We start from the raw sequence: 26585 nt of genomic DNA on the forward strand, positions 1-26585 counted from the left end.
CCCCGAGTTACCCCCATCACAGGGAGTCTAGGGATGTCGAACATCGTCGGGAACTATTTCAGGCGGGGCCCCATGACCGAAAGTCGGGCCTTGTGAAGGGCGCCCGTACGCGCTTCAACTCGCCCCGTTGACGGGGTTGAAACCGGGCCGGAGAGTGGTAATCCCCCGCGAGGGGGACAAGCGCGGCTGTGGTGCCGCGCCGCGGATCGGGGGGTCTGCCATGAGCGCTGCCAAGGGCGTCGAGACCGCACGGCACGGCACCTCGCTGCCGTGGACGGACATCCTGCTGTCCGCGATCGCCGCCGTCAGCTGGGCGTTGATAGGGATGGCGGGCACGGCCGCGCTCGGTCTGCATCTGCTGCAGGCGGACGCGGCGGGCTCACTGGGCCCGATGACGGCGGCTGTTGTGGCGCTCGGGGCGGGTGGTTCGGTCTCGCCGTCGGGCGATGTGTCCGCTTTCGGGCTGAAGGGCGCCGAGGCCCACACGGCCGTCGAGATCACGCCACTGGGGGTGAGCCTGGTCGGCGCCCTGCTGCTGTCGTGGTTCTTCCTACGGTCCCTGCGCACGGCCGGAGTTGTGATCGCCCCGTCCGAACTCCTGGCGCGCGCGGGCGCGGTGGTCGTCCTCTTCGTGGCGACGCTGGGCGGGCTGGCGTGGGCCGGGCACGACGTCATCACGATCGACGGCGGCTCGCTGGGTCTGGACAAGCTGCCCGGCGGGGGCGGCAAGGGGGGCGGTCTGAACATCCCCGGTCTGGGGGACGTCGGCGGGCTGCTGCCGGACCGGATCGGCGATCTGATCCACGCGAAGGCCGCGGTCGGTTTCACCGTGGACACCGCGCCCACCCTGCTCGGTGGCCTGTGCTGGTCCGCCGGAATCCTGCTGATCGCCCTGTTCGCCTCCCGGCGCACTCCCCTGCCGCCCGGCTGGGACGCCGTGCACCGGGTGGTGCGGCCGGCGGTCTCGGCGCTCGTCACCGTGCTGCTGGTGGCCGTGGCCGCCGGGCTCGCGGCGGCGGCGTACGCGGCGATCGGCGACGACCACCCGCGCCGGATCGCGGGCGCGGCCCTGCTGGGCGCCCCGAACGGGGTGTGGCTCGGTATCCCGATCGGCCTGTTCGTCCCCTGGGACGGCAAGGCCACCGGCGCCCTGGGCACCGTGCTGCCCCACCCTCTCGACCAGCTGCTGAGCGCGCACTCCGACCAGCCCGTCACGGTGGGCCGGCTGGCCGAGCTGGACGGGCGGGTGTGGCTGCTCGCGGTGGCGGCGGCGCTGATGATGCTGCTGGCCGGGGTGCTGACGGCGGTACGGACACCGCTGCCCGGCGCGGGTGGTGCGGCGGGGTTCGCCGGTCGCTGCGCCCTGCGCCTCGGGGTCGCGACCGCGCTCGCCCTGCCCTTCCTCGCCTGGTTGGCGGACGTCTCGGTGGACGCCTCGCTGTCCGTACTGGGCTTCGACGCCTTCGGCGCGGGCATCGAGCTGCACGGCCACCTGGGCATGGCGCTGCTCCTGGGCGCCCTGTGGGGTGCGGGTGCCGGGGCGGCGGGGGCCGGGCTCGCGTGGGTGGCGGGGGCGGCTGGGGCTCGGGTGGTGGGGCCGGGGCGGGGCGGCGCGGTCGTCGGGGACAGCCGTGGCAGGGGCGTGGACCACGGGTACGGCAGCGTGGGCTCCGGGCGATCCGGGTCCGGCGACGGGGCCGGACCGTACGCGCCGAGCAGGCCGTACCGGCCGCCGAACCCGGGCACGAACCCCTACCTCCAGGTGCCGGAGCAGTTGCGGGCGCAGCCGGAGGACGTGCGGCCGTCCTCGACCGGGGACGACGTGTACGGCGCCCCGACCGTGGCCCGGCCCTTCGGCCCGCCTCCCCCCGCACCCCGGAACCGTCCTGGAGCACGCCCGCGTGATCGCGCACCGGACGCACCGGACGAGGGGCCACCGCCGCCTCCGCCACCACCACCGGCTCCGCCCCGCAGACCCAGGAGGTGAGCGTGGCAGTGGCCCGCGTGGCACAGTCGGGGTAGACGCGGAGCCGTACCGGTGGGATCGGACCGTACCGGCAGGAACCGGACCGTACCGGCGGGATCGGGCCGGGGCCGGGTCGTCGTCGTGAGGCAAGATCCTCTACATTGGCCCGACACCCATTGTTCCGTGTCCGTCAGGCGGACCTCACGGGCGGAAGGCACTGGGTGCCGGATACGGTGGTGACACCATGAGCGCTTCGCAGACCTCCGAGGTCCCCACTCTCCTCGTCAAGATCTTCGGCAAGGACAGGCCGGGCATCACGGCCGGCCTCTTCGACACCCTCGCCGCCTACCTCGTCGACGTGGTCGACATCGAGCAGGTCGTCACCCGGGGCCGCCTGGTGCTGTGCGTGCTGGTCACCCAGCCGCCGGCGAGCCTGGAGGGCGACCTGAGGGCCACCGTGCACAGCTGGGCCGAGTCGATGAAGATGCAGGCGGAGATCATCTCGGGGCACGGCGACAACCGTCCCCGTGGTCTCGGGCGCTCCCTGGTGACCGTCCTCGGTCACCCCCTCACCGCCGAGTCGACGGCCGCCATCGCCGCCCGGATCGCCAAGGCCGGCGGCAACATCGACCGTATCTTCCGCCTCGCCAAGTACCCGGTGACCGCGGTGGAGTTCGCCGTCTCCGGTGTGGAGACCGAGCCGCTGCGCACGGCCCTGGCCTCCGACGCGGCGGCACTGGGTGTCGACATCGCCGTCGTCTCGGCGGGCCTGCACCGGCGTGCCCAGCGGCTGGTGGTCATGGACGTGGACTCCACCCTCATCCAGGACGAGGTCATCGAGCTGTTCGCCGCGCACGCCGGCTGCGAGGACCAGGTCGCCGAGGTGACGGCCGCGGCGATGCGCGGGGAGCTGGACTTCGAGCAGTCGCTGCACGCGCGCGTCGCCCTGCTGAAGGGGCTGGACGCCTCGGTGGTGGAGAAGGTGCGCAACGAGGTACGGCTGACGCCGGGCGCGCGCACGCTCATCCGCACCCTGAAGCGCCTCGGCTACCAAGTCGGTGTGGTCTCCGGTGGGTTCACCCAGGTCACGGACGATCTGAAGGAGCGGCTGGGGCTGGACTTCGCGCAGGCCAACACGCTGGAGATCGTCGACGGGAAGCTGACCGGGCGGGTCACCGGCGAGATCGTGGACCGCGCGGGCAAGGCGCGGCTGCTGCGCCGGTTCGCCGCGGAGGCCGGGGTGCCGCTGTCGCAGACGGTGGCGATCGGTGACGGCGCCAACGACCTGGACATGCTGAACGCGGCCGGTCTCGGTGTCGCCTTCAACGCCAAGCCGGTGGTCCGCGAGGCCGCGCACACGGCGGTGAACTTCCCCTTCCTGGACACCGTCCTGTATCTGCTGGGCGTCACCCGCGAAGAGGTCGAGGCGGCTGACACCCACGACGAGGGCTGAGCCGCCCCGGACGGGGCGTGCACCGGAGCTGAGGAGGGCCCGGCACCGCTGTGGTGCCGGGCCCTCCTGCCATGGGTGTCGTCACTCGGCGGGTGCCCAGTAGTCCGTCAGTGTGGCCACGGCCGGCTCCAGGCTCTTCCAGGCGCCGTCGTAGGACAGCAGTGCGAAGCCCGCGGCGGGGAAGCCTCGGCGGTTCATCCGCTCGCGGGCGTCGCCCTCGGACTCGCCCGCGAGGATGTCGGCCAGGCCGTGCACGCCCGGGTTGTGGCCGATCAGGATCACGTTCTGCACGTCGTCCGGGATCTCGTTGAGCACGGCGATCAGCTCGCCGGGCGAGGCCTCGTAGACCCGCTCCTCATAGGTGGTTTTCGGCCGGTGCGCGAGCTCGTGGACGGCGAGCTTCCAGGTCTCGCGGGTCCGGACCGCGGTGGAGCACAGGGCCAGGTCGAAGGTGATGCCGGTGTCGGCCAGCCTGCGCCCGGCGACTGCGGCGTCCTTGCGGCCCCGCTCAGCGAGCGGGCGGTCATGGTCGGACACCTGGGGCCAGTCGGCTTTCGCATGCCGGAAGAGGGCGATCCTGCGGGGTTCTGCGACGCTCATGGGACCCAGCTTCGCATGAAACAGGCCATGCGGCGCAGGGAGTTGACATGCGGATTCACCGCGTGCGGGGGCCCTGCTCAGCGCGCGAGAAGCTGCTGCACGCGCTCGAAGAGCTGCGTGATCGCCGGGTCGCCGCTCGCCGCGTGGGCGTCCGACGGGTTCAGTATCAGCGCGAGCAGCGCGATGAAGGCGAGCGCGGGCAGGGCGAGCGCCCACCAGGGCAGCCGGATGTCGACGCCGCCCGTGGTCGCCGGGTGGGGCCGGGTGTGCGTGCGGGCCGGCATGGTCGCCTCCGTGGGTCCTCGAGTGGTCCTGGCCGCCTGCTGCGGTCACCTCTCGAAGCTACGGAATCCGGGGCCCTCAACCCATCCGGAGATCCACCCACTTGACCCTGACCCTGACCCCCTAGGGGATGGGGGGCCAGCCCCACCATCAGGGCGTGTCGCGGGTCGGGCCGGGTGGCCGGATCAGGGCGAGGCGATCGTCGCGATGATGGCGATGATCACGAAGATGGCGAAGAACGAGCCGAAGACGACCAGCATCTTCTTCTGGCCGTTCTGGGGGTTCGGGTCGAGCACTGGCATGCCGCCAGTCTCGCACCCGCCGCGCGCGCCCCTGGCGCCGGGGTCGTCGGCCCTGCGCCGGAGTCGTCAGCGCGCCGTCGCCTCGTCCTCCACGATGCGGTCGCGGCCCGCCAGGAAGCCCACCGCCATCTGGGGGAGCATCAGGCCCGCCATGAGGGCGATCGGCAGCCCCCAGCCGCCGCTCTGCTGGTAGAGCACACCGACCAGCAGCGGGCCGGGGATGGAGATCAGATAGCCGGTGCTCTGGGCGAACGCGGACAGCTGGGCCACGCCCGGGCCGGTCCTGGCCCGCATGCCGACCATGGTCAACGCCAGCGGGAAGGCGCAGTTGGAGACGCCGAGCAGCACCGCCCAGGCCCAGGCGCCGCCGGCCGGCGCGAAGTACAGGCCGGCGTATCCGGCGAGTCCGCACACACCCAGGACGAGCACGATCGGCCCCTGGTGGGGCAGCCGGGTGGCGACCCGCGGGATGACGAAGGCCAGCGGCACGCCCATCACCATGGTGACGGCGAGGAGCAGGCCCGCCGTGCCCGCGGGAACACCGGAGTCGCGGAAGATCTGGGCCATCCAGCCCATCGTGATGTACGCGGCGGTGGCCTGGAGTCCGAAGAAGACGGCGAGCGCCCAGGCGGTACGGCTGCGGGTGATGCGCAGCGGGGCCTTCCGCGGCTGCTCCCCCGCCGCGGCCATCGGCACCCGGGCGGCGGCGCCCCGCTCCCGTACCAGCGGCAGCCAGGGCAGTACGGCGGCGGCGGCGAGCACCGCCCACACGGCGAGTCCGGACTGCCACCTGCCGCCCAGGGCGGCGGTCATGGGCACGGTGACCGCGGCGGCGAGGGAGGTGCCGAGGGCGAGGGCCATGGAGTACAGGCCGGTCATGGAGCCGACGCGGTCGGGGAACCAGCGCTTGACGATGACCGGCATCAGCACGTTGCTGACGGCGATGCCCATGAGGGTGAGCGCGCTGGCGGCCAGGAAGCCGGCCGTGCCGCCGGCGTAGGGCCGTATCAGCAGGCCCGCGGTGATGGCGGCCATGCCCGCGCACACCACCGCGGACGCTCCGAAGCGGCGGGCCAGCCGGGGTGCGGTGACGCCGAAGACGGCGAAGCAGAGCGGAGGAACGGAGGTGAGCAGCCCGGCCACGCTGCCGCTCATGCCGAGGCCGTCGCGGACCTCCTCCAGGAGCGCGCCGAGGCTCGTGATGGCCGGCCGGAGGTTCAGCGCGGACAGCACGATGCCGACGACGACCAGCCGTGTCGCCCACGCGCGCGTGGGGGCCGTTTCCCGCGCGTTCGCCGCAGTGCTCGTAGCGCGTTCGGTGTTCGACTGCTCCGTACGGGTTTCCGTGGTCCGGGTTTCCTCACTAGCCATGTCACCCATCATAGAATCATGGGATGATTGGTTGTCCATCCCCGGGACGTATCCGCCCCGGCCTCGCGTGCGAAGGTGGGCCATGCCCCTGAGCCACCCGCGCCGTTCGGCGCTGTCCGAGCAGGTCATCGCCGAGCTGCGCAATCAGATCGCCTCCGGCGAGTGGCCGGTCGGCTCCCGCATCCCGACCGAGCCGGAGCTGGTCGAGCAGCTCGGGGTCGCCCGCAACACCGTCCGCGAGGCGGTCCGCGCGCTGGCGCACAACGGTCTGCTGGACATCCGCCAGGGCTCGGGCACGTACGTCGCGGCGACGAGCGAGCTGGCCGGCGTGATGCACCGCCGGTTCGCGGACGCCGACCCCCGGCACATCGCCGAGCTGCGCTCCACGCTGGAGTCGGCGGCGGCCAAGCTGGCCGCCGAGCGGCGCACCGAGAAGGACCTCAAACAGCTGGACGGGCTGCTGACGCGGCGCGAGGAGGCCTGGGAGACCGGCGAGGCCGAGGCGTTCGTGACCGCGGACGCCACCTTCCACCTGGCCGTGGTGGCCGCCTCCCACAACGACGTCATGACGGCCATGTACGCCGACCTGGGAGAGGTGCTGCGGGACTGGCTGCGCGCGGACGTCGGCGCCGAGCTGACGCCCGAGACGTACATGGATCACACCCGGCTGGTGGACGCGATCCGCGCGGGGGACGCGGAGGCCGCCGCCACGGAGGCCGCGAGCTATCCGTTCCTGTGCCGTCCGGGCAGGTTCAGCGCGCCTTCTGGTGGCTGATCCACACCGAGCGGACTTCCTTCCAGCACCGGCCGGTCAGCCGTACGGTCATGGCGGGCGCGGTGTCCACCGGGGCGCTGTCGGTGTCGATGTCCCACCAGCGGGCGCATTCGATGTGCAGCCGTACCCGGTCGGTGTCGACGTAGGGGTTGTGGCAGTACGCCACCACGTGGGAGCCGGTGACGGTCGTACGGCACTCGGCGCCGAACAGGTCCGGCGCGGGCTTGCCGTGGCCCACGCGCGCATGGGACAGCGCGTCGTACGGCAGGGAGAGCACGAGGGCTACGGCCACGGTCACCGGGGCCAGGCTGCGGGACAGGCGCACAAGGGGACCTCCTCGGCCGGGCTGCGGAGGGATGCGCGGGGTGAACCCGTGATCCAGAGTGCGCCGTTGCCCCCGGTCGCGCCCGGCCGGGTAGGCCGAACGAGTGACGCCCCGTTCCCCGCGGACCGCGGGGAACGGGGAACGGGGCGTCGACGTCAGGCGAGGGTCACGCGCCGATGGCGTGCAGACCGCCGTCCACGTGGATGATCTCGCCGGTGGTCTTCGGGAACCAGTCGCTCAGCAGCGCGACGACACCCTTGCCGGCCGGCTCCGGGTCCTTGAGGTCCCACTCCAGCGGGGAGCGGGTGTCCCACACGGAGGCCAGATCGCTGAAGCCCGGGATGGACTTGGCGGCCATCGAGCCGAGCGGGCCGGCGGAGATGAGGTTGCAGCGGATGTTCTGCTTGCCCAGGTCGCGGGCGATGTAGCGGCTGGTGGCCTCCAGGGCGGCCTTGGCCGGGCCCATCCAGTCGTACTGCGGCCAGGCGAAGGACGCGTCGAAGGTGAGGCCGACGACCGAGCCGCCGTTCTGCATCAGCGGCAGGCAGGCCATGGTCAGCGACTTCAGGGAGAACGCCGAGACGTGCATGGCGGTGGCGACCGACTCGAACGGCGTGTTGAGGAAGTTGCCGCCGAGCGCGTCCTGCGGGGCGAAGCCGATGGAGTGGACGATGCCGTCGAGGCCGCCCAGCTCCTCGCCGACCACGTCGGCCAGGCGGGCGAGGTGCTCGTCGTTGGTGACGTCCAGCTCGATGACCTTGGTCGGCTTCGGCAGCTTCTTGGCGATGCGCTCGGTCAGCGTGGGCCGCGGGAAGGCGGTCAGGATGATCTCGGCGCCCTGCTCCTGGGCGAGCTTGGCGACGTGGAAGGCGATGGACGACTCCATCAGCACACCCGTGATCAGGATGCGCTTGCCCTCGAGGATTCCGCTCATGGTGATCAGTGACCCATTCCCAGTCCGCCGTCAACGGGGATGACGGCTCCAGTGATGTACGAGGCGTCGTCCGAGGCGAGGAACCGCACCGTCGCGGCGATCTCCTCCGGCTGCGCGTAACGGCCGAGCGGCACCTGCGACACGATGCTCTCGCGCTGCTGCTCGGTGAGCGCCTTGGTCATGTCGGTGTCGACGAAGCCGGGCGCGACGACGTTGAAGGTGATGTTGCGCGACCCCAGCTCACGGGCGAGGGAACGCGCGAAGCCGACCATGGCGGCCTTGGAGGCGGCGTAGTTCGCCTGCCCCGCCTGACCGAGCAGGCCGACCACGGAGGAGATCAGGACGACGCGGCCCTTCTTGGCCCGCAGCATGCCGCGGTTGGCACGCTTGACCACGCGGAAGGTGCCCGTGAGGTTGGTGTCGATGACCGAGGTGAAGTCCTCCTCGGACATGCGCATCAGGAGCTGGTCCTTGGTGACACCGGCGTTGGCGACGAGGACCTCGACCGGACCGTGCTGGTCCTCGATCTCCTTGTAGGCCTGCTCCACCTGCTCGGCGTCGGTGATGTCGCACTTGACGGCGAGGAAGCCGGCCGGCGGCTCACCCGAGCGGTACGTGATCGCGACCTTGTCGCCGGCGTCGGCGAAAGCGCGGGCGATGGCGAGGCCGATGCCCCGGTTGCCTCCGGTGACGAGAACCGAGCGGCTCAACGGATCACCCTTTCGTTAGCGGTCTGATGCGGTCGGGCAGCCCGCCCGAACAGCTGGATGGCAGGCGGCTTCATCGAAAACCTATCGGTAGCGCCGCTTCCGCGGGCAAGCGGGCACCGACAGTGGCGCGAGTGCGACGCTGTGGGGTCCCTACAGAATGGACCGGTATCGGACCGAAACATGTGGTCCGCCGGGCCACTCCCACGACATGATCGGAACCGACAGGCCACGACAGCAGGGAGACCTCCGTGCCTCATTCCATCGACGAAGCCTTCACGGCGCTTCCGCTAAGGGCTCTGGCCGACGCCGCGCTCGCACGCGCGCGTGCGCTGGGGGCCGAGCATGCGGACTTCCGGTTCGAGCGGGTGCGCAGCGCCTCCTGGCGGCTCAGGGACGCCAAGCCCGCGGGAACGTCGGACACCACCGACCTCGGGTACGCGGTCCGGGTCGTGCACGGCGGTACGTGGGGCTTCGCGTCCGGGGTGGACCTGACCCTGGACGCGGCCGCCAAGGTCGCCTCGCAGGCGGTGGCGATGGCGAAGCTCTCGGCGCAGGTGATCAAGGCCGCCGGGTCGGACGAGCGGGTGGAGCTGGCCGGCGAGCCGGTGCACGCCGAGCGGACGTGGGTGTCGTCGTACGAGATCGACCCGTTCTCGGTGCCCGACGAGGAGAAGGCCGCGCTGCTCGCGGAGTGGAGCAACCGGCTGCTGGCCGCGAGCGGCGTGAACCACGTGGACGCCTCGCTGCTCACCGTGCACGAGAACAAGTTCTACGCCGACACCGCGGGCACCGTGACCACCCAGCAGCGGGTCCGGCTGCATCCGCAGCTGACGGCCGTGTCGGTCGACGAGTCGAGCGGTGAGTTCGACTCGATGCGCACCCTCGCGCCGCCCGTCGGGCGTGGCTGGGAGTACCTGACCGGGACCGGCTGGGACTGGGACACCGAACTGGAGCAGATCCCCGAGCTGCTGGCCGAGAAGATGCGGGCGCCGAGCGTGGAGGCGGGCCTGTACGACCTGGTGGTCGACCCGTCCAACCTGTGGCTGACCATCCACGAGTCCATCGGACACGCCACCGAGCTGGACCGCGCGCTCGGCTACGAGGCCGCCTACGCCGGCACCTCCTTCGCCACCTTCGACCAGCTCGGCAAGCTGAGGTACGGCTCCGAGCTGATGAACGTCACCGGTGACCGCACCGCCGAGCACGGCCTCGCGACCGTCGGCTACGACGACGAGGGCGTCGAGGCGCAGTCCTGGGACCTGGTGAAGGACGGCACGCTCGTCGGCTACCAGCTGGACCGCAGGATCGCGAGGCTGACCGGGTTCGACCGGTCCAACGGGTGCGCGTTCGCCGACTCCCCCGGGCACGTGCCGGTGCAGCGCATGGCCAACGTGTCCCTGCAGCCGGATCCCGCCGGGCTGTCCACCGAGGACCTGATCGGGGGCGTCGACCGGGGCATCTACGTCGTCGGCGACCGGTCCTGGTCGATCGACATGCAGCGGTACAACTTCCAGTTCACCGGGCAGCGCTTCTTCAAGATCGAGAACGGGCGGATCACCGGGCAGCTGAAGGACGTCGCCTACCAGGCCACGACCACCGACTTCTGGGGGTCGATGGCGGCCGTGGGCGGCCCGCAGACCTACGTCCTGGGCGGCGCCTTCAACTGCGGCAAGGCCCAGCCGGGCCAGGTCGCAGCCGTGTCCCACGGGTGCCCCTCCGCCCTCTTCAAGGGCGTCAACATTCTGAACACCACGCAGGAGGCCGGTCGATGAGCGCCCGTACCACCAAGCCGCACGAGGTCGTCGAGCAGGCCCTCGCGCTGTCCCGGGCCGACGGCTGCGTCGTCATCGCCGACGAGGAGTCGACCGCCAACCTGCGCTGGGCCGGCAACGCGCTCACCACCAACGGGGTGACCCGCGGTCGTACCCTCACGGTGATCGCGACCGTGGACGGCAAGGAGGGCACCGCCTCCGGTGTCGTCTCGCGGTCCGCGGTGACCGCCGATGAGCTGGAACCGCTGGTGCGGGCCGCCGAGGCGGCCGCGCGGGGGGCCGGGCCGGCCGAGGACGCCCAGCCGCTGGTCACCGGTGTCCCGCAGTCCCCGGACTTCACGGACGCGCCCGCCGAGACCTCCTCGGCCGTCTTCGCGGACTTCGCCCCCGCGCTCGGCGAGGCCTTCGCACGCGCGCGTACCGGCGGCCGCGAGCTGTACGGCTTCGCCAACCACGAGATGGTGTCCACGTACATGGGCACGTCCACGGGGCTGCGCCTCAGGCACGACCAGCCGACCGGCACGCTGGAGCTGAACGCCAAGTCCCCGGACCGCGCCCGCTCGGCGTGGGCGGGCCGCTCCACCCGGGACTTCAAGGACGTCGACCCGGGCGCCCTGGACGCCGAACTGGCGGTACGTCTCGGCTGGGCCGAGCGGCGCGTGGAGCTGCCCGCGGGCCGGTACGAGACGCTGCTGCCGCCGACCGCGGTCGCGGACCTGCTGATCTACCAGCTCTGGTCGGCCTCGGGCCGGGACGCGGCCGAGGGCCGGACGGTGTTCTCCAAGCCGGGCGGCGGCACCCGCGTCGACGAAAAGCTGAGCGAGCTGCCGCTGACCCTGCGCAGCGACCCGAACGAGCCGGGCCTGGAGTGCTCGCCCTTCGTGGTCGCCCACTCCTCGGGCGGCGACCAGTCCGTGTTCGACAACGGACTGCCGGCGCATCCCACCGAGTGGATCGGCGAGGGCGTGCTCAAGCACCTGATCACCACCCGGCACAGCGCGGGCCTGACCGGGCTGCCGGTCGCCCCGGCGATCGGGAACCTGATCCTGGACGGCGGGCAGGACCGCTCCCTCGAGGAGATGGTCGCGCACACCGAGCGCGGGCTGCTGCTGACCTGCCTGTGGTACATCCGCGAGGTCGACCCGGCGACGCTGCTGCTCACCGGCCTGACCCGGGACGGCGTCTACCTCGTGGAGAACGGCGAGGTGACCGGGCAGGTGAACAACTTCCGGTTCAACGAGTCGCCGGTGGACCTGCTCGGCCGGGCCGCGGAGGCGGGGCGCACGGAGAAGACGCTGCCGCGGGAGTGGAGCGACTACTTCACCCGGGCCGCGATGCCCGCGCTGCGGATCCCCGATTTCAACATGAGCTCTGTCAGTCAGGGCGTATAACCTCGTAGTCGGCTGTCACCCGACTGCCCACCGGATCACCGAGGAGACACGAGAACCGTGACGGACATCGTCGACGAGCTGAAGTGGCGTGGGCTGTTCGCCCTGTCCACCGACGAGGACGCTTTGCGCAAGGCTCTCGCGGACGGTCCCGTCACGTTCTATTGCGGTTTCGACCCGACCGCGCCGTCGCTGCACGTGGGGCATCTGGTGCAGGTGCTCACCGTGCGCCGGCTCCAGCAGGCCGGGCACCGGCCGCTGGCGCTGGTCGGCGGCGCGACGGGCCTGATCGGTGACCCGCGCCCCACCGCGGAGCGCACGCTGAACGACCCGGAGACGGTGGCCGGCTGGGTGGGCAGGCTGCGCGCCCAGATCGAGCCGTTCCTGTCCTTCGAGGGCGAGAACGCGGCGGTCATGGTGAACAACCTCGACTGGACCGCGAACCTCTCCGCGATCGAGTTCCTGCGGGACATCGGCAAGCACTTCCGCGTCAACAAGATGCTGACGAAGGACTCCGTGGCCCGCCGCCTGGAGTCCGACCAGGGCATCAGCTACACCGAGTTCAGCTACCAGCTGCTGCAGGGCATGGACTTCCTGCAGCTGTACCGGCGGTACGGCTGCACGCTCCAGCAGGGCGGCAGCGACCAGTGGGGCAACCTCACGGCCGGTCTCGACCTGATCCACCGGCTGGAGCCGGCCGCCGAGGCGCACGCCCTGGCCACCCCGCTGATGACCAAGGCGGACGGCACCAAGTTCGGCAAGACCGAGGGCGGCGCCGTCTGGCTCGACCCGGAGATGACGACGCCGTACGCGTTCTACCAGTTCTGGCTGAACGTGGACGACCGTGACATCTCGAAGTACATGCGCATCCTGTCCTTCAAGTCCCGCGAGGAACTGGAGGAGCTGGAGCAGCAGACCCAGGAGCGACCGCAAGCCCGTGCCGCACAGCGCGCGCTCGCCGAGGAGCTGACGACGCTGGTGCACGGCGCCGACCAGACGGCCGCCGTGATCGCCGCGTCCAAGGCCCTGTTCGGCCAGGGCGACCTGGCGGAGCTGGACGAGCGGACGCTGGCGGCGGCGCTGTCCGAGGTGCCGCACATCCAGGTCGCCGAGCTGGGTCAGGTGGTCGACCTGTTCGCCGAGGTCGGCCTGGTGGCCAGCAAGTCCGCCGCGCGGCGGACCGTGAAGGAGGGCGGGGCCTACGTGAACAACGCGAAGGTCACCGCCGAGGACGCGGTGCCGTCCAAGGAGGAACTGCTGCACGGGCGGTGGCTGGTGCTGCGGCGGGGCAAGAAGAACCTGGCCGCGGTAGAGGTCACCGGCGCTTAGGACAGACCGAAGGGCGGCCCCCGAAGCGGGGCCGCCCTTCGCCGTGTCCGCCGTCAGGCCTGCTGCTTCTTCTTGCCCAGCGTCGCCATGTAGAGCATGTCCACGGCGAAGACGATGATGATCGCGGCGATGAGCTGGAAGGCGTGCCGGCTCCAGTCGATGCCGCGGGTCTCCGCGACGCCGAGCGCGGCGGCGATCGCGTTGCCGGCGATGGCGCCCAGGATGCCGCAGATGGTGGTCAGCCACAGGGGGCTGTGCTGCTTGCCCGGGATGATCGCCTTCGCGATGAGGCCCAGCACGAATCCCACGATGATCGCCCACAACCAGCCCATGGCTGCCTCCTCGTACGGCTCGACGTGAGCATTACGGTCAGTCTGGGTCCGTCCGCTGTACGGCGCATGTCGGGTACCCCCGTAGGCGGCACGCCCCAGGACGTTCACGCAGGCAGGAGACGACCCGGTCTCGTCGGCCGTACGACCGCGGCGTAACGTGGAGATGTCCTGGTCCGGTTCCCCGCCGGGCGTGGACGACGGTGCGGGCCGGGGAGAGTCCGATGCGGGCGGATGGTGGAGTGTGATGCGCAAGCAGCACGGTGGCAGCGCCCAGGTGTTCCGGATCACCGGTGCCCGGACCGGGCTGGCCGAGGACGTACGGGGCCGGCAGCGGCGGTACGTCATCTCGATGACGATCCGCACCGCCTCCGTGATCCTCGCGGCCACGCTGTGGAACGTCGAACGGTACGTCGCCGTCGTGGCGCTGGTGTTCGGTGCGCTCCTCCCCTATGTCGCCGTGGTGATCGCGAACGCCGGCCGGGAGCGGCCGCCCTCTCTTCCGTCGACCTTCATCGCCGCGCCGACACGGCCGATGATCACGCCGCCGCGCGCGGAGGAGGAGGCCGTTCCGGAGGACAAGCCGGGCGGAAACTGACAGCGCTCCAACGTCAAGCTCAAGAAAAGCTCAGATCAATCGTGCACTTCCAGTGCCGGGCGACGGGTGACCCGTGACATACTGCGTACGCGCTCCGCATCCCCCGTCGGAGCGACAGACCGACGCCGGGCAGCTCCCCCCGTGGCTGCTCGGCGTCGCCTTGTTTGCGGGGGCTCTGTGAGACGGAACCAGTGACGAACCCGTGAGTGACGAGACCCCCATCTGCTCCGCCAAGGGCTGCCGTGCCGATGCCGTTTGGGTGCTGGCGTGGAACAACCCGAAGATCCACACGCCGGAGCGGCGCAAGACATGGCTCGCCTGCGAGGAGCACCGCGAGCATCTTTCGCAGTTCCTCGGGATCCGGGGGTTCCTGAAGGACGTGGTGAGGTTCGAGGACTGGGAAGGGTCCGAGGAGTCCTAGCCGCCGATCGCCGACATCGGTCGGTCCGGCTGCACGAACGACGGGTCGTCCAGGCCCGCTCCCGCCTTCTTCCCCCACATCGCCAGGCGCCAGATCCGGGCGATCTCCTCGTCGGGGGCGTCGGAGCGCAGGGCCGCGCGGAGGTCGGTCTCCTCGGTGGCGAACAGACAGGTGCGTATCTGGCCGTCGGCGGTGAGGCGGGTGCGGTCGCAGGCCGCGCAGAACGGGCGGGTGACCGAGGCGATCACGCCGACCCGCTGTGGGCCGCCGTTGACCAGCCAGCGCTCCGCCGGTGCCGAGCCGCGCTCGTCCGCGCCCTCGGGGGTGAGGTCGAAGCGGGTGCGCAGGGACGCCAGGATGTCCCCGGCGGTGACCATGCCCTCGCGCTTCCAGCCGTGCTGGGCGTCGAGCGGCATCTGCTCGATGAAACGCAGCTCGTACTCGTGCTCCAGCGCCCAGGCCAGCAGGTCCGGGGCCTCGTCCTCGTTCAGGCCCGGCATCAGGACCGTGTTCACCTTGACCGGGGTGAGGCCCGCCTCGCGGGCGGCTTCGAGGCCCGCGATGACGTCCTTGTGGCGGTCGCGGCGGGTGAGGGCCTTGAAGACGTCGGGGCGCAGGGTGTCCAGGGAGACGTTGACCCGGTCCAGGCCCACGGCCTTCAGGGCTGAAGCGGTGCGCCTCAGGCCGATGCCATTCGTCGTGAGGGACATCTGGGGGCGGGGGTCGAGGGCCGCCACGCGCTCGACGATGCCGACCAGGCCGGGGCGGAGCAGGGGCTCGCCCCCGGTGAAGCGGACCTCCTCGATGCCGAGCAGGCGAACCGCGATGTCGATGAGGCGGACGATCTCGTCGTCCGTGAGCAGATCGGGCTTGGCGAGCCACTGCAGGCCTTCCTCGGGCATGCAGTAGGTACAGCGCAGATTGCACCGGTCTGTGAGCGAGACCCTCAGGTCGGTGGCCACTCGGCCGTAGGTGTCGATGAGCACGTGGGCCCCCTCCCTCGATCCGACGCAATCATTTTCCGTCACCTGTGAGCCTACGTGAGACCACCGACATCGACAGCGGCCCGATCTTACGAGGTGAGACGCGGCCGCGTCGTAGGACCGTACAGTCCTGAACGACGCGGCCGTCCGTACGATGCTCAGTGCGCTCCGGTCCCGGTCAGGGACCGCACCTCCAGCTCCGCGTACTTGCCGGCGTCCGGGACCTCCTTCGACAGCAGGGTGCCCAGGGCCCCCAGCAGGAAGCCGACGGGGATCGAGATGATGCCGGGGTTCTCCAGCGGGAACCAGTGGAAGTCCACGTCGGGGAACATCGACGTCGGCTTGCCGGACACCACCGGCGAGAACAGCACCAGACCGACCGCGGTGACCAGGCCGCCGTAGATCGACCACAGGGCGCCCGAGGTGGTGAACCGCTTCCAGAACAGGCTGTAGAGGATGGTCGGCAGGTTGGCGGAGGCGGCGACCGCGAAGGCGAGGGCGACCAGGCCGGCGACGTTCAGGTCGCGGGAGAGGGCGCCCAGGACGATCGAGACGGCGCCGATGCCGACGGTCGCGTAGCGGGCCGCGTTGATCTCCTGCTTCTCGGTGGCCTGCCCCTTCTTGATGACGTTGGCGTAGATGTCGTGGGCGAAGGAGGAGGACGAGGCCAGGGTCAGGCCGGCGACGACCGCGAGGATCGTGGCGAAGGCGACCGCGGAGATGGTGGCCAGCAGGATCGCACCCCAGTTGGAGTCCACTCCGCCGAGGTGGAGGGCGAGCAGGGGTGCCGCGGTGTTGCCGGCCTTGTTGGAGGCGATGATCTCGTCCGGTTTGATCAGCGCGGCCGCGCCGAAGCCGAGGGCGAGGGTCATCAGATAGAAGGCGCCGATCAGGCCGATCGCCCAGATCACGGACTTACGGGCGGCCTTGGCCGTCGGGACCGTGTAGAAGCGGATCAGGATGTGCGGCAGGCCCGCGGTGCCGAGGACCAGGGCGATGCCGAGCGAGATGAAGTCCAGCTTGGTGGTGCCGGTGGCGCCGTACTTCAGGCCGGGTTCGAGGAACGCGGAGCCCTTGGCGCTGTTGTCGGCGGCCTTGCCGAGCAGGTCCGAGATGTTGAAGTGAAACTTCAGCAGGACCAGGAAGGTCAGCAGCAGGGCGCCCGCGATGAGCAGCACCGCCTTGACCATCTGGACCCAGGTGGTGCCCTTCATGCCGCCGATGGTGACGTACACGATCATCAGGACGCCGACCAGGGCGACGATGCCGATCTTGCCGCCGTCGCTGGTGATGCCCAGGAGCAGCGAGACCAGGACGCCCGCGCCGGCCATCTGGGCGAGCAGGTAGAAGATCGAGACGACGATCGTGGAGGTGCCGGCGGCGGTGCGGACGGGCCGCTGGCGCATCCGGTAGGCCAGCACGTCGCCCATCGTGTAGCGGCCGGAGTTGCGCAGCGGTTCGGCGACCAGGAGCAGGGCGACGAGCCAGGCGACGAGGAAGCCGATGGAGTAGAGGAAGCCGTCGTAGCCGAAGAGGGCGATGGCGCCGGCGATGCCGAGGAAGGACGCGGCGGACATGTAGTCGCCGGAGACGGCGAGGCCGTTCTGGAATCCGGTGAACTGGCGGCCGCCGGCGTAGAAGTCGGCGGCGTCCTTGGTCTGCCGGCCCGCCCAGACGGTGATGACGAGGGTCGCGGCGACGAACACCGCGAACAGGGTGATGATCAGCGTGCGGTGCTCGCTCGCCTCGCCGGCGGCCAGCAGGGTGTGTGCGGGGCTCATGCTCCGCCCTCCATCCGGGACTTGATGGCCTCGGCCTTGGGGTCGAGCTCGGCCGCGGCGTGCCGCGCGTACCACCAGGCGATGAGGAACGTGGTGAGGAACTGGGCGAGGCCCAGGACCAGGGCCACGTTGACGTTGCCGGCCACCTTGGTGCCCATGAAGCCGTCCGCGTAGTTGGAGAGCAGGACGTACAGCAGGTACCAGGTGATGAAGGCGATGGTCAGGGGGAAGGCGAAGGAGCGGTGGGAGCGGCGCAGTTCACCGAACTCCGCGCTCTGCTGCACCTCGGCGAACTCCTCGGTGGAGGGAAGGTGGACTTGGGGTTTCGCAGGGGGCGGTGTCTCGGTAGCCACGGAGTCTCCTCGCGTCACGGACATGCGCTATCCGGCCTTACAGGGACGGGGATCACACTACAGGGAGTCACCGACAGACAACCTGGAGTGATACCGGCGGGGCCACGATCCTGCTGGGCCCTCCGTCCACGGTCACGGCGCCACGCGCGGAGCGGTTCAAGTCCGCCTGGCTCTTTCGTAGATCAGTCCCGGGAGATAGCTTCGCCCTGCACCACCCGTCATGTACCTGCCCGAGCACCACCTGTGTCTCGGGCGGTTTTGTATCCGGATGATGTGGAGATCCCATGGCTCATCTGCGCTCCAGACGCCGGCTCGCGCTCGCCGTGCCGGTCGTGCTGTCGCTGACCGTCTCGCTCGGATTCCTGCCGACGGCGGCCTCGGCGGCGGCCCCGGCTCCCACGGCGGCGCGGGCGGCGGACGGCCCCGGCCTCGCGTACGTGGTCAACACCCGCACGGACCGCCACACGATCGAGTCGGTGCAGCAGGCCATCACCCGCAACGGCGGCACCATCGTGGAGAGTTACGACCGGATCGGTGTGATCGTCGCCCACTCCGCGAACCCCGACTTCGGCGCGCAGATGCGTGCCGTGCGGGGAGTGCAGTCGGCGGGCGCCACGCGCACCGCTCCGCTGACCGCGGCGGGGACGACGGACGAGGGCGCGGTGCAGGTCCTGTCGAAGGCGGAGGCCGCGAAGCTCGCCGACGGCGCGGCGGCCGGCCAGGAGCCTCTCGAGGCCGACCAGTGGGATCTGCGGGCGATCGGTGCCGACAAGGCCGCGACGATCAACCCGGGCAGCAGGAACGTGACCGTCGGCGTGATTGACACCGGCGTCGACGACACCCACCCGGACATCGCCCCGAACTTCTCCGCGTCCCAGTCGGCGAACTGTGTGAGCGGCAAGGCGGACACGACGTACGGCGCCTGGCGGCCGGTGGACGCTGACCACTACCACGGCACGCATGTGGCGGGCGAGATAGCCGCGGCCCGCAACGGCATAGGCGTGGCGGGTGTGGCGCCCGGGGTGAAGGTCGCGAGCATCACCGTGGCCCAGCCGGACGCGACCTCGCTGTTCTACCCCGAAAGCGTGGTCTGCGCCTTCGTGTTCGCCGCGGACCACGGCATCGAGATCACCAACAACAGCTACTACGTTGATCCGTGGCTGTACAACTGCATGGACGACCCCGATCAACGTGCCATCGTTGACGCGGTCAACAGGGCCCAGCTGTACGCACAACACAAGGGCACGCTCAATGTGGCCTCGGCCGGCAACTCCAACCACGACCTCGACGCGGACGCGATCGTGGACAGTTCCAGCCCCGACGACTCCACGGCCACGACGCGGACGATCGACCCGCACGAGTGCTTCGACGTGCCGACCCAGCTGCCCGGTGTGGTCACCGTGAGCGCGGTGGGCGTCAAGGGCACCAAGTCGTACTACTCCAGCTACGGCCAGGGCGTCGTCGACGTGGCGGGGCCGGGCGGCGACAAGTACCAGATCCCGGACACGCCGTCGAAGAACGGCCGCATCCTGTCCACGCTGCCGAACAACCAGTACGGCTTCCTCCAGGGCACGTCGATGGCGTCCCCGCACGTGGCCGCCGTGGCCGCGCTGCTGAAGTCGGCCCACCCGCACGCCACCCCGGCCCAGCTGCAGGCCCTTCTGAAGGCCCAGGCGGACAACCCGGGCTGCCCGAGCGACCCGTACGACGGGAACGGCGACGGCGTCGTGGACGCGACCTGCGTCGGCGGCAAGCGCGTCAACGGCTTCTACGGCTTCGGAGTCGTCAACGCACTGCGCGCGGTCGAGTAGCACACCTAGTTCTGACGGACAGGTCCTGCCGGAGCCTCTTCGGCAGGACCTGCCCGCATCCGCATCCCCTCGGGCAATCATTGATTCAATCAATGATGCATAGTGAAGTAATGATTGCTTTCAATACTGCCTGGCATGCAGTGGGCGGCGATCCCGCTCTCGCATCGCGCGCGTCGAGCATCATCCGTCGGGGAGCGCTCGAAGCGAGGCTGCCCGTACGGGAGTTGGCGCGTGCCTGTGTGGGGGCGTGTGCGCTGGCCGCCGCCGAGCTGGGGGCGCGGCGGGCGGGGCTCGCCGAGGTGCCGGCGGTCGGGGTGGACGACGGGTCGGTCGCCGCCGCCTTCCACAGTGAGCGGCTGCTGCAGGTCGACGGGCGGACGCCGGTCGCCTTCGCGCCGCTGTCGCGGTTCTGGCGGACGGCCGACGGCTGGGTGCGCACCCACGCCAACTACCCGCACCACCGGGCCCGGTTGCTCGGCGCGCTGGGCCTGCCGGCGGACGCCTCGGCGGACGAGGTGGCCCGCCGGCTCGCCGAACGCTCCGCCCTGGAGGTGGAGGAGGCGGTGTACCGCGCCGACGGTCTCGCCGTGGCGCTGCGCACCCCGAAGGAGTGGGCGGCGCACGAGCAGGCCGCCGAGGTGACCGCCCGGCCCCTGGTCGAGCGGGAGCGGCTGGACTCGGCGCACGCGCGCGTGCTCCCCCCGCTCGATCCGGCCGCCGCTCCCCTGCTGCCCGCGGCCGGGCTCCGCGTCCTCGACCTGACCCGGGTGCTGGCCGGGCCGGTCGCCACCCGGACGCTGGCCCTGCTCGGCGCCGACGTACTGCGCGTGGACGCCCCGCAGCTGCCCGAACTCGCCGACCAGCACGCCGACACGGGCTTCGGGAAACGGTCGGCGACCCTCGACCTCACCACCGACCGGGACACCTTCGAGGAGCTGCTGGCCTCCGCTGACGTCGTCGTCACCGGCTACCGGCCGGGCGCCCTGGACCGGTTCGGGCTCTCCCCCGAGGCGCTGGCCGGGCGGCGCCCGGGGCTGGTCGTCGCGCAGGTGTCGGCGTGGGGCGCGTACGGGCCCTGGGGCGGGCGGCGCGGCTTCGACAGCCTGGTGCAGGTCGCGTCCGGCATCGCGGTGACCGAGGGCTCGGCGGACCAGCCCGGCGCACTGCCCGCGCAGGCCCTGGACCACGGCACCGGCTATCTGCTGGCGGCGGCCGTGCTGCGGGCGGTGACCGAGCAGTCGTACGACGCGGGCAGCCGGCTCGTCCGGCTGGCGCTCGCCCGGACCGCGCGCTGGCTGACGGACGAGATCCCGACCGACCCGGCCACGGGTGGCGCCGCCTACGAGGGACCGGACGCCTGGCTGGCCGAGACGGACAGCCCGCTCGGCCGGCTGCGGCACCCGCTGCCGCCGGTGTCCTTCGCGGGCGGCCCCGCCGACTGGGCGCGGCCTCCGGTGCCGTGGGGTTCGGACCCGGCCCGCTGGGCGTGAGCGGGCGGGCGGCCGGAAACGTACGTATGAGGGGAATGCCGTAGCCCCAGTTGTTTTCCGGGACTTGCCCGGTTCTGTGACGGCTGGCGAAGATCACGGGGTGACCTTGATACGACCGAGTGCCGACGCCGCCGACGCGAACGGACCGGCGCGCCGGTCCGGCACCGGCCGGTCCGTCGCCGTCCTGGTCCTGGTGGCCCTGGCCGCCTTGATCCCGCTGTTGGGGCCGTCGGCCGCGCTGCACGGCACCGGGGAGGCCGCCGCTCCCGGCGTCGGTGGCATCGCGCTGCTGCGGGGGGTGTTGTTCGCCGCCCTGTGCGTCCCGCTGGGCGAGCTGCTCGTGGGCCGGCTCGCCCGGCGCCTGCCCGATGCCCCGCCCGAACGGCCGCGCAGCTGGGCCCCGTCGGCGACCGGCGCGGGCTTCCTGGCCGCGCTGGCCCTCGCCTCGGTGGTCTCCACCGGCAACCTGGTCCCGCACAGCCTCGGCCAGATCGACGTCGGCGGCCTGTACGACTCCCGCGACGGCAAGCTGGCGTTGCTGGAGGTCAACGCCTTCCTGCTGGCGGCGCTGTGCGCGCGCTCGCGCCGCCCGGCGGCCCAGGCGTGGCCGCTGGCCGCGGTGGTCGTCGCGGAGGCGCTGCGCGCGCACCCCACGACCGAGCACAGCCCGCTGGTCGGCTCGGGTCTGACGCTGGTGCACCTGACCTGCGCGGCGCTGTGGGCGGGCGGCCTGCTGCACGCGCTGCGGACGCTCAGGCGGTGGCACGGCCACGCGGCCGGGGCCGCGCTGCTGGGGATCTACGCGCGCGTGGCCGCCGTTCTGCTCGCGGCCCTCACCGCGACGGGCGTGTGCAGTGCGCTGCGGCGCATGCCGGCGGCCACGGTCCTGGACCAGCTGACGACGACGGCGTACGGACGCACCCTGCTGGCCAAGGTGATCCTGGTCGCCGTCGTCGCCGCGCTCGCCCTGTGGGCGCGGATCCGGCTGCGCCGGGCGGCCGACCCGCTGACCGCGTACACCCCCGCGCGGGCCGAGGTGGTCGCCCTGGGCGCGGTGGTCGCGGTCTCGGGCCTGCTCACGGCGCTGCCATGGCCGATCCGCTGGTCCTAGCGGGTGCCTAACCGTTGGTGACGAGCACCTTGAGGGCGGTGCGCTCGTCCATCGCCTTGTAACCGTCCGGCACGCCCTCGATGCCGACGGTCATGTCGAAGACCGGCGAGGGGTCGATCGTGCCGTCGAGGACGTCGGGCAGCAGGTCGGGGATGTAAGCGCGGACCGGCGCGACACCGCCGCGCAGCGCGATGTTCCGGTCGAACATGACGCCGAGGTCCAGACCGGTGCCGCTGCCGTGCGGCACGCCGACGAAGCCGATCGCGCCGCCGTCGCGGGTGATGTTGACGGCCGTACGCATGGACTGTTCCGTGCCGACGGCCTCGACGACGGCGTGTGCGCCCTGGCCGCGGGTCAGCTCGCGGACGGCCTCGACGGCCGCGTCCCCGCGCTCGGCGACCACATCGGTGGCGCCGAAGCGGCGCGCGATGTCGGTACGGACCTCATGGCGGCCGAGCGCGATGATCCGCTCGGCGCCCAGCCGCTTGGCGGCCAGCACCGCGCACAGGCCCACCGCGCCGTCGCCGACCACGGCGACGGTGGCGCCCGGGCGGGAGCCCGCGCCGAGGGCGGCGTGGTGGCCGGTGCCGAGGACGTCGGAGAGGGTCAGCAGGGCGGACAGCAGGTGGTCGTCGGAAGCCGCCTCCTTGGGCAGCTGGACGAGGGTGCCGTCGGCGAAGGGCACGCGCACGGCCTCGCCCTGGCCGCCGTCGTAGCCGACGGAGCCCCAGAAGCCGCCGTGCTCGCAGGACGTCGTCAGGCCCTCGCGGCAGTAGTCGCAGACGCCGTCGGACCACATGAAGGGGGCGACCACGAGGTCCCCGCGCCTCACCGTGCCCACCTCGGAGCCGGTCTCCTCGACGACACCGAGAAACTCGTGCCCGATGCGCTGTCCCGGCTGCCGGGCCGCCTCGCCCCGGTAGGCCCACAGGTCGCTGCCGCAGATGCAGGCGCGCAGCACCCGTACGACGGCGTCGGTGGGCAGCTGCACCATGGGTTCGGGGACGTTCTCCACGCGCATGTCGTACGGGGCGTGGATGGTGGTGGCGCGCATGGCGAGGGTCCTTCTCGTGCGGGGTGTGGTGCGATGCGCTCGGGGGGTGGTCGAGCGCACTTCACGGTACGTCGTCCCCGTCGCCGGCCGCGCGGCCAGGGTGCGGTCCGCTACACCCCCGCCGCGCCCAGCAGCGTCCCCGCCGCGTACGTCACCCCCATGGCGAGCGCCCCGCCCACCACGTTCCGCAGCACCGCGGGCCTCGGGTCGGCCGCTCCCAGCCGGGCGCTGCTCCAGCCGGTGAGGACGAGCGCGGCCAGCACGCAGACCACGGTCACCGGGAGCCGCCGGTCGGCCGGCGGGAGGACGATCGCCAGGAGCGGCAGCAGCGCGCCCACCGTGAAGGACAGGAAGCTCGCCCAGGCCGCGTGCCAGGGGTTGGTCAGCTCGTCCGGGTCGATGCCCAGCTCCACGCGCGCGTGTGCTTTCAGCGCGTCCCGCGCGGTGAGCTGCTCGGCGGCCTCCCGGGCCACCTCCCGGGACAGGCCGCGCTGCCGGAGCAGTTCGGTCAGCTCCTCCAGTTCGGCCTCGGGCTGCTCCTTCAGCTCGCGTTTCTCCACGGCCAGCGCGGCCATCTCGGAGTCGCGCTGGGTGGAGACGGAGACGTACTCCCCCGCCGCCATGGACATCGATCCGGCGAGCAGCCCGGCCAGGCCGGCGGTGAGCAGGGCGGCCCGGTCCTGGGTCGCGCCGGCCACGCCCACGACGAGTCCCGCGGTGGAGACGATGCCGTCGTTCGCGCCCAGCACGGCCGCGCGCAGCCAGTTCAGCCGGGAGCCGAGCGCGCCTCCGTGGGGCTCGTCGTGGGTCGGTTCCGTCACATGACGGAGGATCGCACCCCGGGCGGCAGGGGACACGGACCGACGCTCGCCCTCGGGGCACCGGACACACACCCACGCCCGCCCCGGAGCCACCAGGCACGCCCCCCGCGCCTCACCAGACCCGCACCCTCGCCCCCCGCGCGAACACCGGGCTCGTCGCGTCCGCCGGCGGCTCCTCCAGTGGCTCCGCCAGTTCGGCCACCGTCGGGCCCACCTTCGCCGCGATCGGGTCCAGGAGGTCCAGGTCGAAGCCGTAGACGCGGGCCGCGTTGCCGCCGAGCATGGCTGCCAGCTCCGCGCGCGGGACGCCCGCGTAGGCGAACCGCAGGCCCTCGCGGGTGTACGGGTAGGTGCCCTCGTCGTGGGGGTAGTCGCTGCCCCACATGATCTTGTCGACGCCGATGCGGTCGCGGAGCGGGACCTCGTGCGGGCGCATGAAGCTGGCGCCGACGAAGCAGTGGTCGCGCCACACCCGGGACGGCGCCTCGCCCATGGACTCGGCCAGACCGGCGCCGAACTTGGCCTCGGCGGTGTCGGCCTTCGAGGCGGCCGCGACCAGGCGGCCGTGGTAGTAGTCCAGCATGTCGAGGACCCCCGGGATCCAGCCGGAGCCCTGTTCGGTCAGGACCAGTTTCAGCCCGGGGTGGCGGCGGAAGGCGCCGCCGAAGACCAGGTGCCAGAGCGCGCGGTGGGAGAACCAGGTCGTCTCGACCATGAAGACCGCGCGGGCGGCCGGTTCGTCGCCGAGCGGCGGGGAGGCGGAGCCCGCGTGGTGGTTGACGGGGACGCCGAGTTCCGCGCAGACGGCCCAGATCGGGTCGTACGCGCGCGAGTACAGCTCGGGCAGACCCGAGCCAGGCGGCGTTCCGGGCAGCATCAGGCCGCCCTTGAGGCCTGCCGAGGCGGCCCAGCGGATCTCCTTGACCGCCTCCTCGACGTCGGCCAGGAGGATCTGGAAGACACCGGCCCGGCGGCCCGGCGCGGCCGCGCAGAAGTCCGCCAGCCAGCGGTTGTGGGCGCGCAGACCGGCCCAGCGCCGCTCGAAGTCCTCGGCGGTCGGGGGCGGGGCCATCAGGGAGCCGGACGGGAAGAACGGCGGGATGGTGTTCGGGAAGATCACCTCCGCGACGATCCCGTCCGCCTCCAGCTCCGTGAGGCGCCGCTCGGAGTTCCAGTTCCGGTCGGCCGAGTCGGCGAGCAGGTCCTCGTAGGGGTTGACGTAGGTGGCCGCCCAGACGTCGAAGTCGTCGTGGTAGCGCTTGTCCAGGTACGGCTTGTAGTCCAGCAGGTCGGCTCCCGCGTGGCAGTCGGCGGAGATCACCGTGTACCGGTCGTTCACTGCGTCACCCCCAGGGTCGGGAAGTCGTGGTCGGTCAGCCAGTGCCGGCCCACCTCGCGCGAGCGCGCCCAGGAGGCCTCCACGGCCGCCTGGTCGGCCTGCTGGCCGAGGTCGGCGGGGGTGGGGCCGATGCGCTCGGCCAGGGGCGTCAGGCGGCGTACGTCGAAGCCGAAGACCTCCGCCGCCGCCAGGCCCAGCATCCGGCGCGTCTCGCTCACCGGGATGTCGTGGAAGGTGCGTCGCAGCCACGCGCGCGTGTCGGGCCAGGTGCCCTCGGGATGCGGGAAGTCGCTGCCCCAGAGGATGTTGTCGACGCCGATCTCGTAGCGCTGGGCGAGTTCGCGGCGCTTGGTGTTCGTCGCACAGACGAAGAGCTGGCGGTCGAGGTACTCGTGCGGGGGGCGTTTCAGCTCCTCGAACGGGGAGAGCTTCTTGCCGCCGTGCGCGCCGAGGTAGAGGCGGTCCATGAACCACAGCAGGTTCGGCAGCCACCAGCAGCCCGACTCCGCGACCCCGAACCGCAGTCCGGGGTGGCGTTCGAAGACACCGGACCAGAGCAGGAACCACAGCGGCCGGGCCGGCCACCAGGTCACCTCGCTGACGAAGATCCCCAGGTGGTCGCCGTACTCGTGGCGCGGCGCCGATCCGGAGTGCGTCAGCACCGGCATCCCGCACTCGGCCGCCGCCGCCCACACGGGGTCGTACCGGCGGTCGTGGTACGGCTCCTTGTCGCCCCACAGGGCGGGGATCATCAGCGCGCCGAGCCCGGACTCCCTGGCCCGGCGGATCTCGGCGACCACCGTCCGCGCGTCGGCCGTGACCGGCAACAGGGCCACGCCACAGTGCCGTTCGGGGTTCTCGGACACGAACTCCGCGAGCCAGCGGTTGTGCGCCCGTGCGCCCGCCATGCCCAGCTCCGGGTCGTGGTCGCCGGACAGCCCGAGGCCCACCCCGAAGGGCGCGGCGGTCTGGCTGTCCACGGCGTCGGCGTCCGGGAAGACGACTTCCGCGGCCACGCCGTCGCCGTCCAGTTCCTTGAGGCGCTGCGCGGTGTCCCAGCCGCCGCGCAGGCCCTCCTCGTTGTCCTGGAACCACTTGGTCGCGAACGCCTCGTTGCGGATGCCGAGCCGGGTCATCTCCTCGCGGCGCCTCTCGCGGCCCGCGAGGAACTCGTCGAAGTCCCGGTGGAAACGGGACTCCAGGTAGGGCCGGTACCGCTCGGTGGGCAGCCCGGCGTGGCAGTCGGAGGAGATGATCAGATACGGGTCCTGGCTGGTCACAGCAGCC

Annotated in this window: 26 protein-coding genes; 11 read left to right on the forward strand and 15 right to left on the reverse strand. The window is 71.8% G+C overall.

Translation table 11 applies throughout. The features are described 5' to 3' along the window. Nucleotides 1-220 precede the first annotated feature (220 nt). Nucleotides 221-1987: a streptophobe family protein gene (locus BEK98_RS02305; protein ID WP_094214641.1), complete on the forward strand. Its 1767-nt coding sequence runs from the start codon at nt 221-223 to the stop codon at nt 1985-1987. A 223-nt stretch (nt 1988-2210) separates the two neighbouring features. Further along, nucleotides 2211-3419: a phosphoserine phosphatase SerB gene (gene serB, locus BEK98_RS02310; RefSeq protein WP_094214642.1), complete on the forward strand. Its 1209-nt coding sequence runs from the start codon at nt 2211-2213 to the stop codon at nt 3417-3419. A gap of 81 nt (nt 3420-3500) precedes the next feature. Here serB and BEK98_RS02315 read toward each other — a convergent pair whose 3' ends face one another. From BEK98_RS02315 to BEK98_RS02330, 4 genes are all read right to left on the reverse strand, one after another. Next, nucleotides 3501-4019, reverse strand: coding sequence for a SixA phosphatase family protein (locus BEK98_RS02315; RefSeq protein WP_094214643.1), 519 nt, complete (start codon nt 4017-4019; stop codon nt 3501-3503). Nucleotides 4020-4096: 77 nt separating this feature from the next. Beyond that, on the reverse strand, nt 4097-4303 hold the full coding sequence (locus BEK98_RS02320; RefSeq protein ID WP_094214644.1) for a hypothetical protein: 207 nt from the start codon (nt 4301-4303) through the stop codon (nt 4097-4099). A gap of 183 nt (nt 4304-4486) precedes the next feature. Then, nucleotides 4487-4603: an SGM_5486 family transporter-associated protein gene (locus tag BEK98_RS50790; protein ID WP_094214645.1), complete on the reverse strand. Its 117-nt coding sequence runs from the start codon at nt 4601-4603 to the stop codon at nt 4487-4489. Nucleotides 4604-4669: 66 nt separating this feature from the next. Then, nucleotides 4670-5974, reverse strand: a complete 1305-nt coding sequence (locus BEK98_RS02330) for a CynX/NimT family MFS transporter (RefSeq protein WP_425276579.1) — start codon at nt 5972-5974, stop codon at nt 4670-4672. 82 nt (nt 5975-6056) lie between these two features. Here BEK98_RS02330 and BEK98_RS02335 point away from each other — a divergent pair, with 82 nt between their 5' ends. Next, nucleotides 6057-6749 carry a FadR/GntR family transcriptional regulator gene (locus BEK98_RS02335; protein WP_094214647.1) on the forward strand — a complete coding sequence of 231 codons (693 nt, stop codon included), beginning with the start codon at nt 6057-6059 and terminating at the stop codon, nt 6747-6749. On the opposite strand, the gene BEK98_RS02340 is transcribed toward BEK98_RS02335, so the two are convergent. The 3 genes from BEK98_RS02340 to fabG form a co-directional block, all read right to left on the reverse strand. Then, entirely contained in the window at nt 6727-7074 is a 348-nt protein-coding gene (locus BEK98_RS02340; RefSeq protein ID WP_094214648.1) for a hypothetical protein, read from the reverse strand. The two genes, BEK98_RS02335 and BEK98_RS02340, sit on opposite strands and share 23 nt — an antisense overlap. 166 nt (nt 7075-7240) lie before the next feature. Then, entirely contained in the window at nt 7241-8008 is a 768-nt protein-coding gene (gene fabI / locus BEK98_RS02345) for an enoyl-ACP reductase FabI (protein WP_094214649.1), read from the reverse strand. Between the two features lie 5 nt (nt 8009-8013). Beyond that, a complete protein-coding gene (fabG, locus tag BEK98_RS02350; RefSeq protein ID WP_094214650.1) occupies nt 8014-8718 on the reverse strand; it encodes a 3-oxoacyl-[acyl-carrier-protein] reductase in 705 nt (234 codons plus the stop codon). 248 nt (nt 8719-8966) lie between these two features. Between fabG and BEK98_RS02355 the strand changes: the two genes are divergently transcribed. Genes BEK98_RS02355 through tyrS form a run of 3 tightly spaced genes read left to right on the forward strand, consistent with a single transcriptional unit; the run spans nt 8967 to nt 13207 of the window. Beyond that, nucleotides 8967-10490: a TldD/PmbA family protein gene (locus tag BEK98_RS02355; protein WP_094214651.1), complete on the forward strand. Its 1524-nt coding sequence runs from the start codon at nt 8967-8969 to the stop codon at nt 10488-10490. Then, nucleotides 10487-11881: a TldD/PmbA family protein gene (locus tag BEK98_RS02360; RefSeq protein ID WP_094214652.1), complete on the forward strand. Its 1395-nt coding sequence runs from the start codon at nt 10487-10489 to the stop codon at nt 11879-11881. Before BEK98_RS02355 ends, BEK98_RS02360 begins: the two co-directional genes overlap by 4 nt. A gap of 57 nt (nt 11882-11938) precedes the next feature. After that, nucleotides 11939-13207, forward strand: a complete 1269-nt coding sequence (gene tyrS / locus BEK98_RS02365; RefSeq protein ID WP_094214653.1) for a tyrosine--tRNA ligase — start codon at nt 11939-11941, stop codon at nt 13205-13207. A 53-nt stretch (nt 13208-13260) separates the two neighbouring features. On the opposite strand, the gene BEK98_RS02370 is transcribed toward tyrS, so the two are convergent. Further along, nucleotides 13261-13539 carry a GlsB/YeaQ/YmgE family stress response membrane protein gene (locus BEK98_RS02370; RefSeq protein WP_094214654.1) on the reverse strand — a complete coding sequence of 93 codons (279 nt, stop codon included), beginning with the start codon at nt 13537-13539 and terminating at the stop codon, nt 13261-13263. 244 nt (nt 13540-13783) lie between these two features. Here BEK98_RS02370 and BEK98_RS02375 point away from each other — a divergent pair, with 244 nt between their 5' ends. Together BEK98_RS02375 and BEK98_RS02380 are read left to right on the forward strand one after the other, a co-directional pair. After that, entirely contained in the window at nt 13784-14134 is a 351-nt protein-coding gene (locus tag BEK98_RS02375; protein WP_167444071.1) for a DUF3099 domain-containing protein, read from the forward strand. A 202-nt stretch (nt 14135-14336) separates the two neighbouring features. Next, nucleotides 14337-14555, forward strand: coding sequence for a hypothetical protein (locus tag BEK98_RS02380; RefSeq protein WP_094214656.1), 219 nt, complete (start codon nt 14337-14339; stop codon nt 14553-14555). Here the strand turns inward: BEK98_RS02380 and moaA are convergent. The 3 genes from moaA to BEK98_RS02395 all read right to left on the reverse strand — a co-directional run bounded on the left by moaA (nt 14552) and on the right by BEK98_RS02395 (nt 17672). Next, a complete protein-coding gene (moaA, locus tag BEK98_RS02385) occupies nt 14552-15541 on the reverse strand; it encodes a GTP 3',8-cyclase MoaA (RefSeq protein WP_244201717.1) in 990 nt (329 codons plus the stop codon). The two genes, BEK98_RS02380 and moaA, sit on opposite strands and share 4 nt — an antisense overlap. A gap of 155 nt (nt 15542-15696) precedes the next feature. After that, a complete protein-coding gene (locus BEK98_RS02390; protein WP_094214658.1) occupies nt 15697-17319 on the reverse strand; it encodes a solute symporter family protein in 1623 nt (540 codons plus the stop codon). Beyond that, entirely contained in the window at nt 17316-17672 is a 357-nt protein-coding gene (locus BEK98_RS02395) for a DUF485 domain-containing protein (protein ID WP_094214659.1), read from the reverse strand. The genes BEK98_RS02390 and BEK98_RS02395 overlap by 4 nt, the downstream gene beginning before the upstream one ends. A gap of 284 nt (nt 17673-17956) precedes the next feature. Here BEK98_RS02395 and BEK98_RS02400 point away from each other — a divergent pair, with 284 nt between their 5' ends. The 3 genes from BEK98_RS02400 to BEK98_RS02410 all read left to right on the forward strand — a co-directional run bounded on the left by BEK98_RS02400 (nt 17957) and on the right by BEK98_RS02410 (nt 22084). Then, complete coding sequence (locus BEK98_RS02400; RefSeq protein WP_094214660.1) at nt 17957-19483, forward strand: S8 family peptidase; 1527 nt, start codon at nt 17957-17959, stop codon at nt 19481-19483. Between the two features lie 110 nt (nt 19484-19593). Beyond that, on the forward strand, nt 19594-20973 hold the full coding sequence (locus BEK98_RS02405; RefSeq protein WP_094214661.1) for a CoA transferase: 1380 nt from the start codon (nt 19594-19596) through the stop codon (nt 20971-20973). Nucleotides 20974-21073: 100 nt separating this feature from the next. Continuing rightward, nucleotides 21074-22084, forward strand: a complete 1011-nt coding sequence (locus tag BEK98_RS02410; RefSeq protein WP_094214662.1) for a CopD family protein — start codon at nt 21074-21076, stop codon at nt 22082-22084. Nucleotides 22085-22091: 7 nt separating this feature from the next. Here BEK98_RS02410 and BEK98_RS02415 read toward each other — a convergent pair whose 3' ends face one another. The 4 genes from BEK98_RS02415 to BEK98_RS02430 form a co-directional block, all read right to left on the reverse strand. Further along, the gene (locus BEK98_RS02415; protein WP_094214663.1) at nt 22092-23138 is read right to left on the reverse strand and encodes a zinc-dependent alcohol dehydrogenase family protein; all 1047 of its coding nucleotides are present in this window, start codon (nt 23136-23138) and stop codon (nt 22092-22094) included. 110 nt (nt 23139-23248) lie between these two features. Then, nucleotides 23249-23959: a VIT1/CCC1 transporter family protein gene (locus BEK98_RS02420; protein ID WP_094214664.1), complete on the reverse strand. Its 711-nt coding sequence runs from the start codon at nt 23957-23959 to the stop codon at nt 23249-23251. A gap of 112 nt (nt 23960-24071) precedes the next feature. Further along, on the reverse strand, nt 24072-25298 hold the full coding sequence (locus BEK98_RS02425; protein WP_094214665.1) for an amidohydrolase family protein: 1227 nt from the start codon (nt 25296-25298) through the stop codon (nt 24072-24074). Then, nucleotides 25295-26578: an amidohydrolase family protein gene (locus tag BEK98_RS02430; RefSeq protein WP_094214666.1), complete on the reverse strand. Its 1284-nt coding sequence runs from the start codon at nt 26576-26578 to the stop codon at nt 25295-25297. The genes BEK98_RS02425 and BEK98_RS02430 overlap by 4 nt, the downstream gene beginning before the upstream one ends. Between the last annotated feature and the right edge of the window lie 7 nt (nt 26579-26585).

The sequence above is a fragment of the Streptomyces diastatochromogenes genome (genome assembly GCF_002242805.1).
GTDB lineage: Bacteria > Actinomycetota > Actinomycetes > Streptomycetales > Streptomycetaceae > Streptomyces > Streptomyces diastatochromogenes.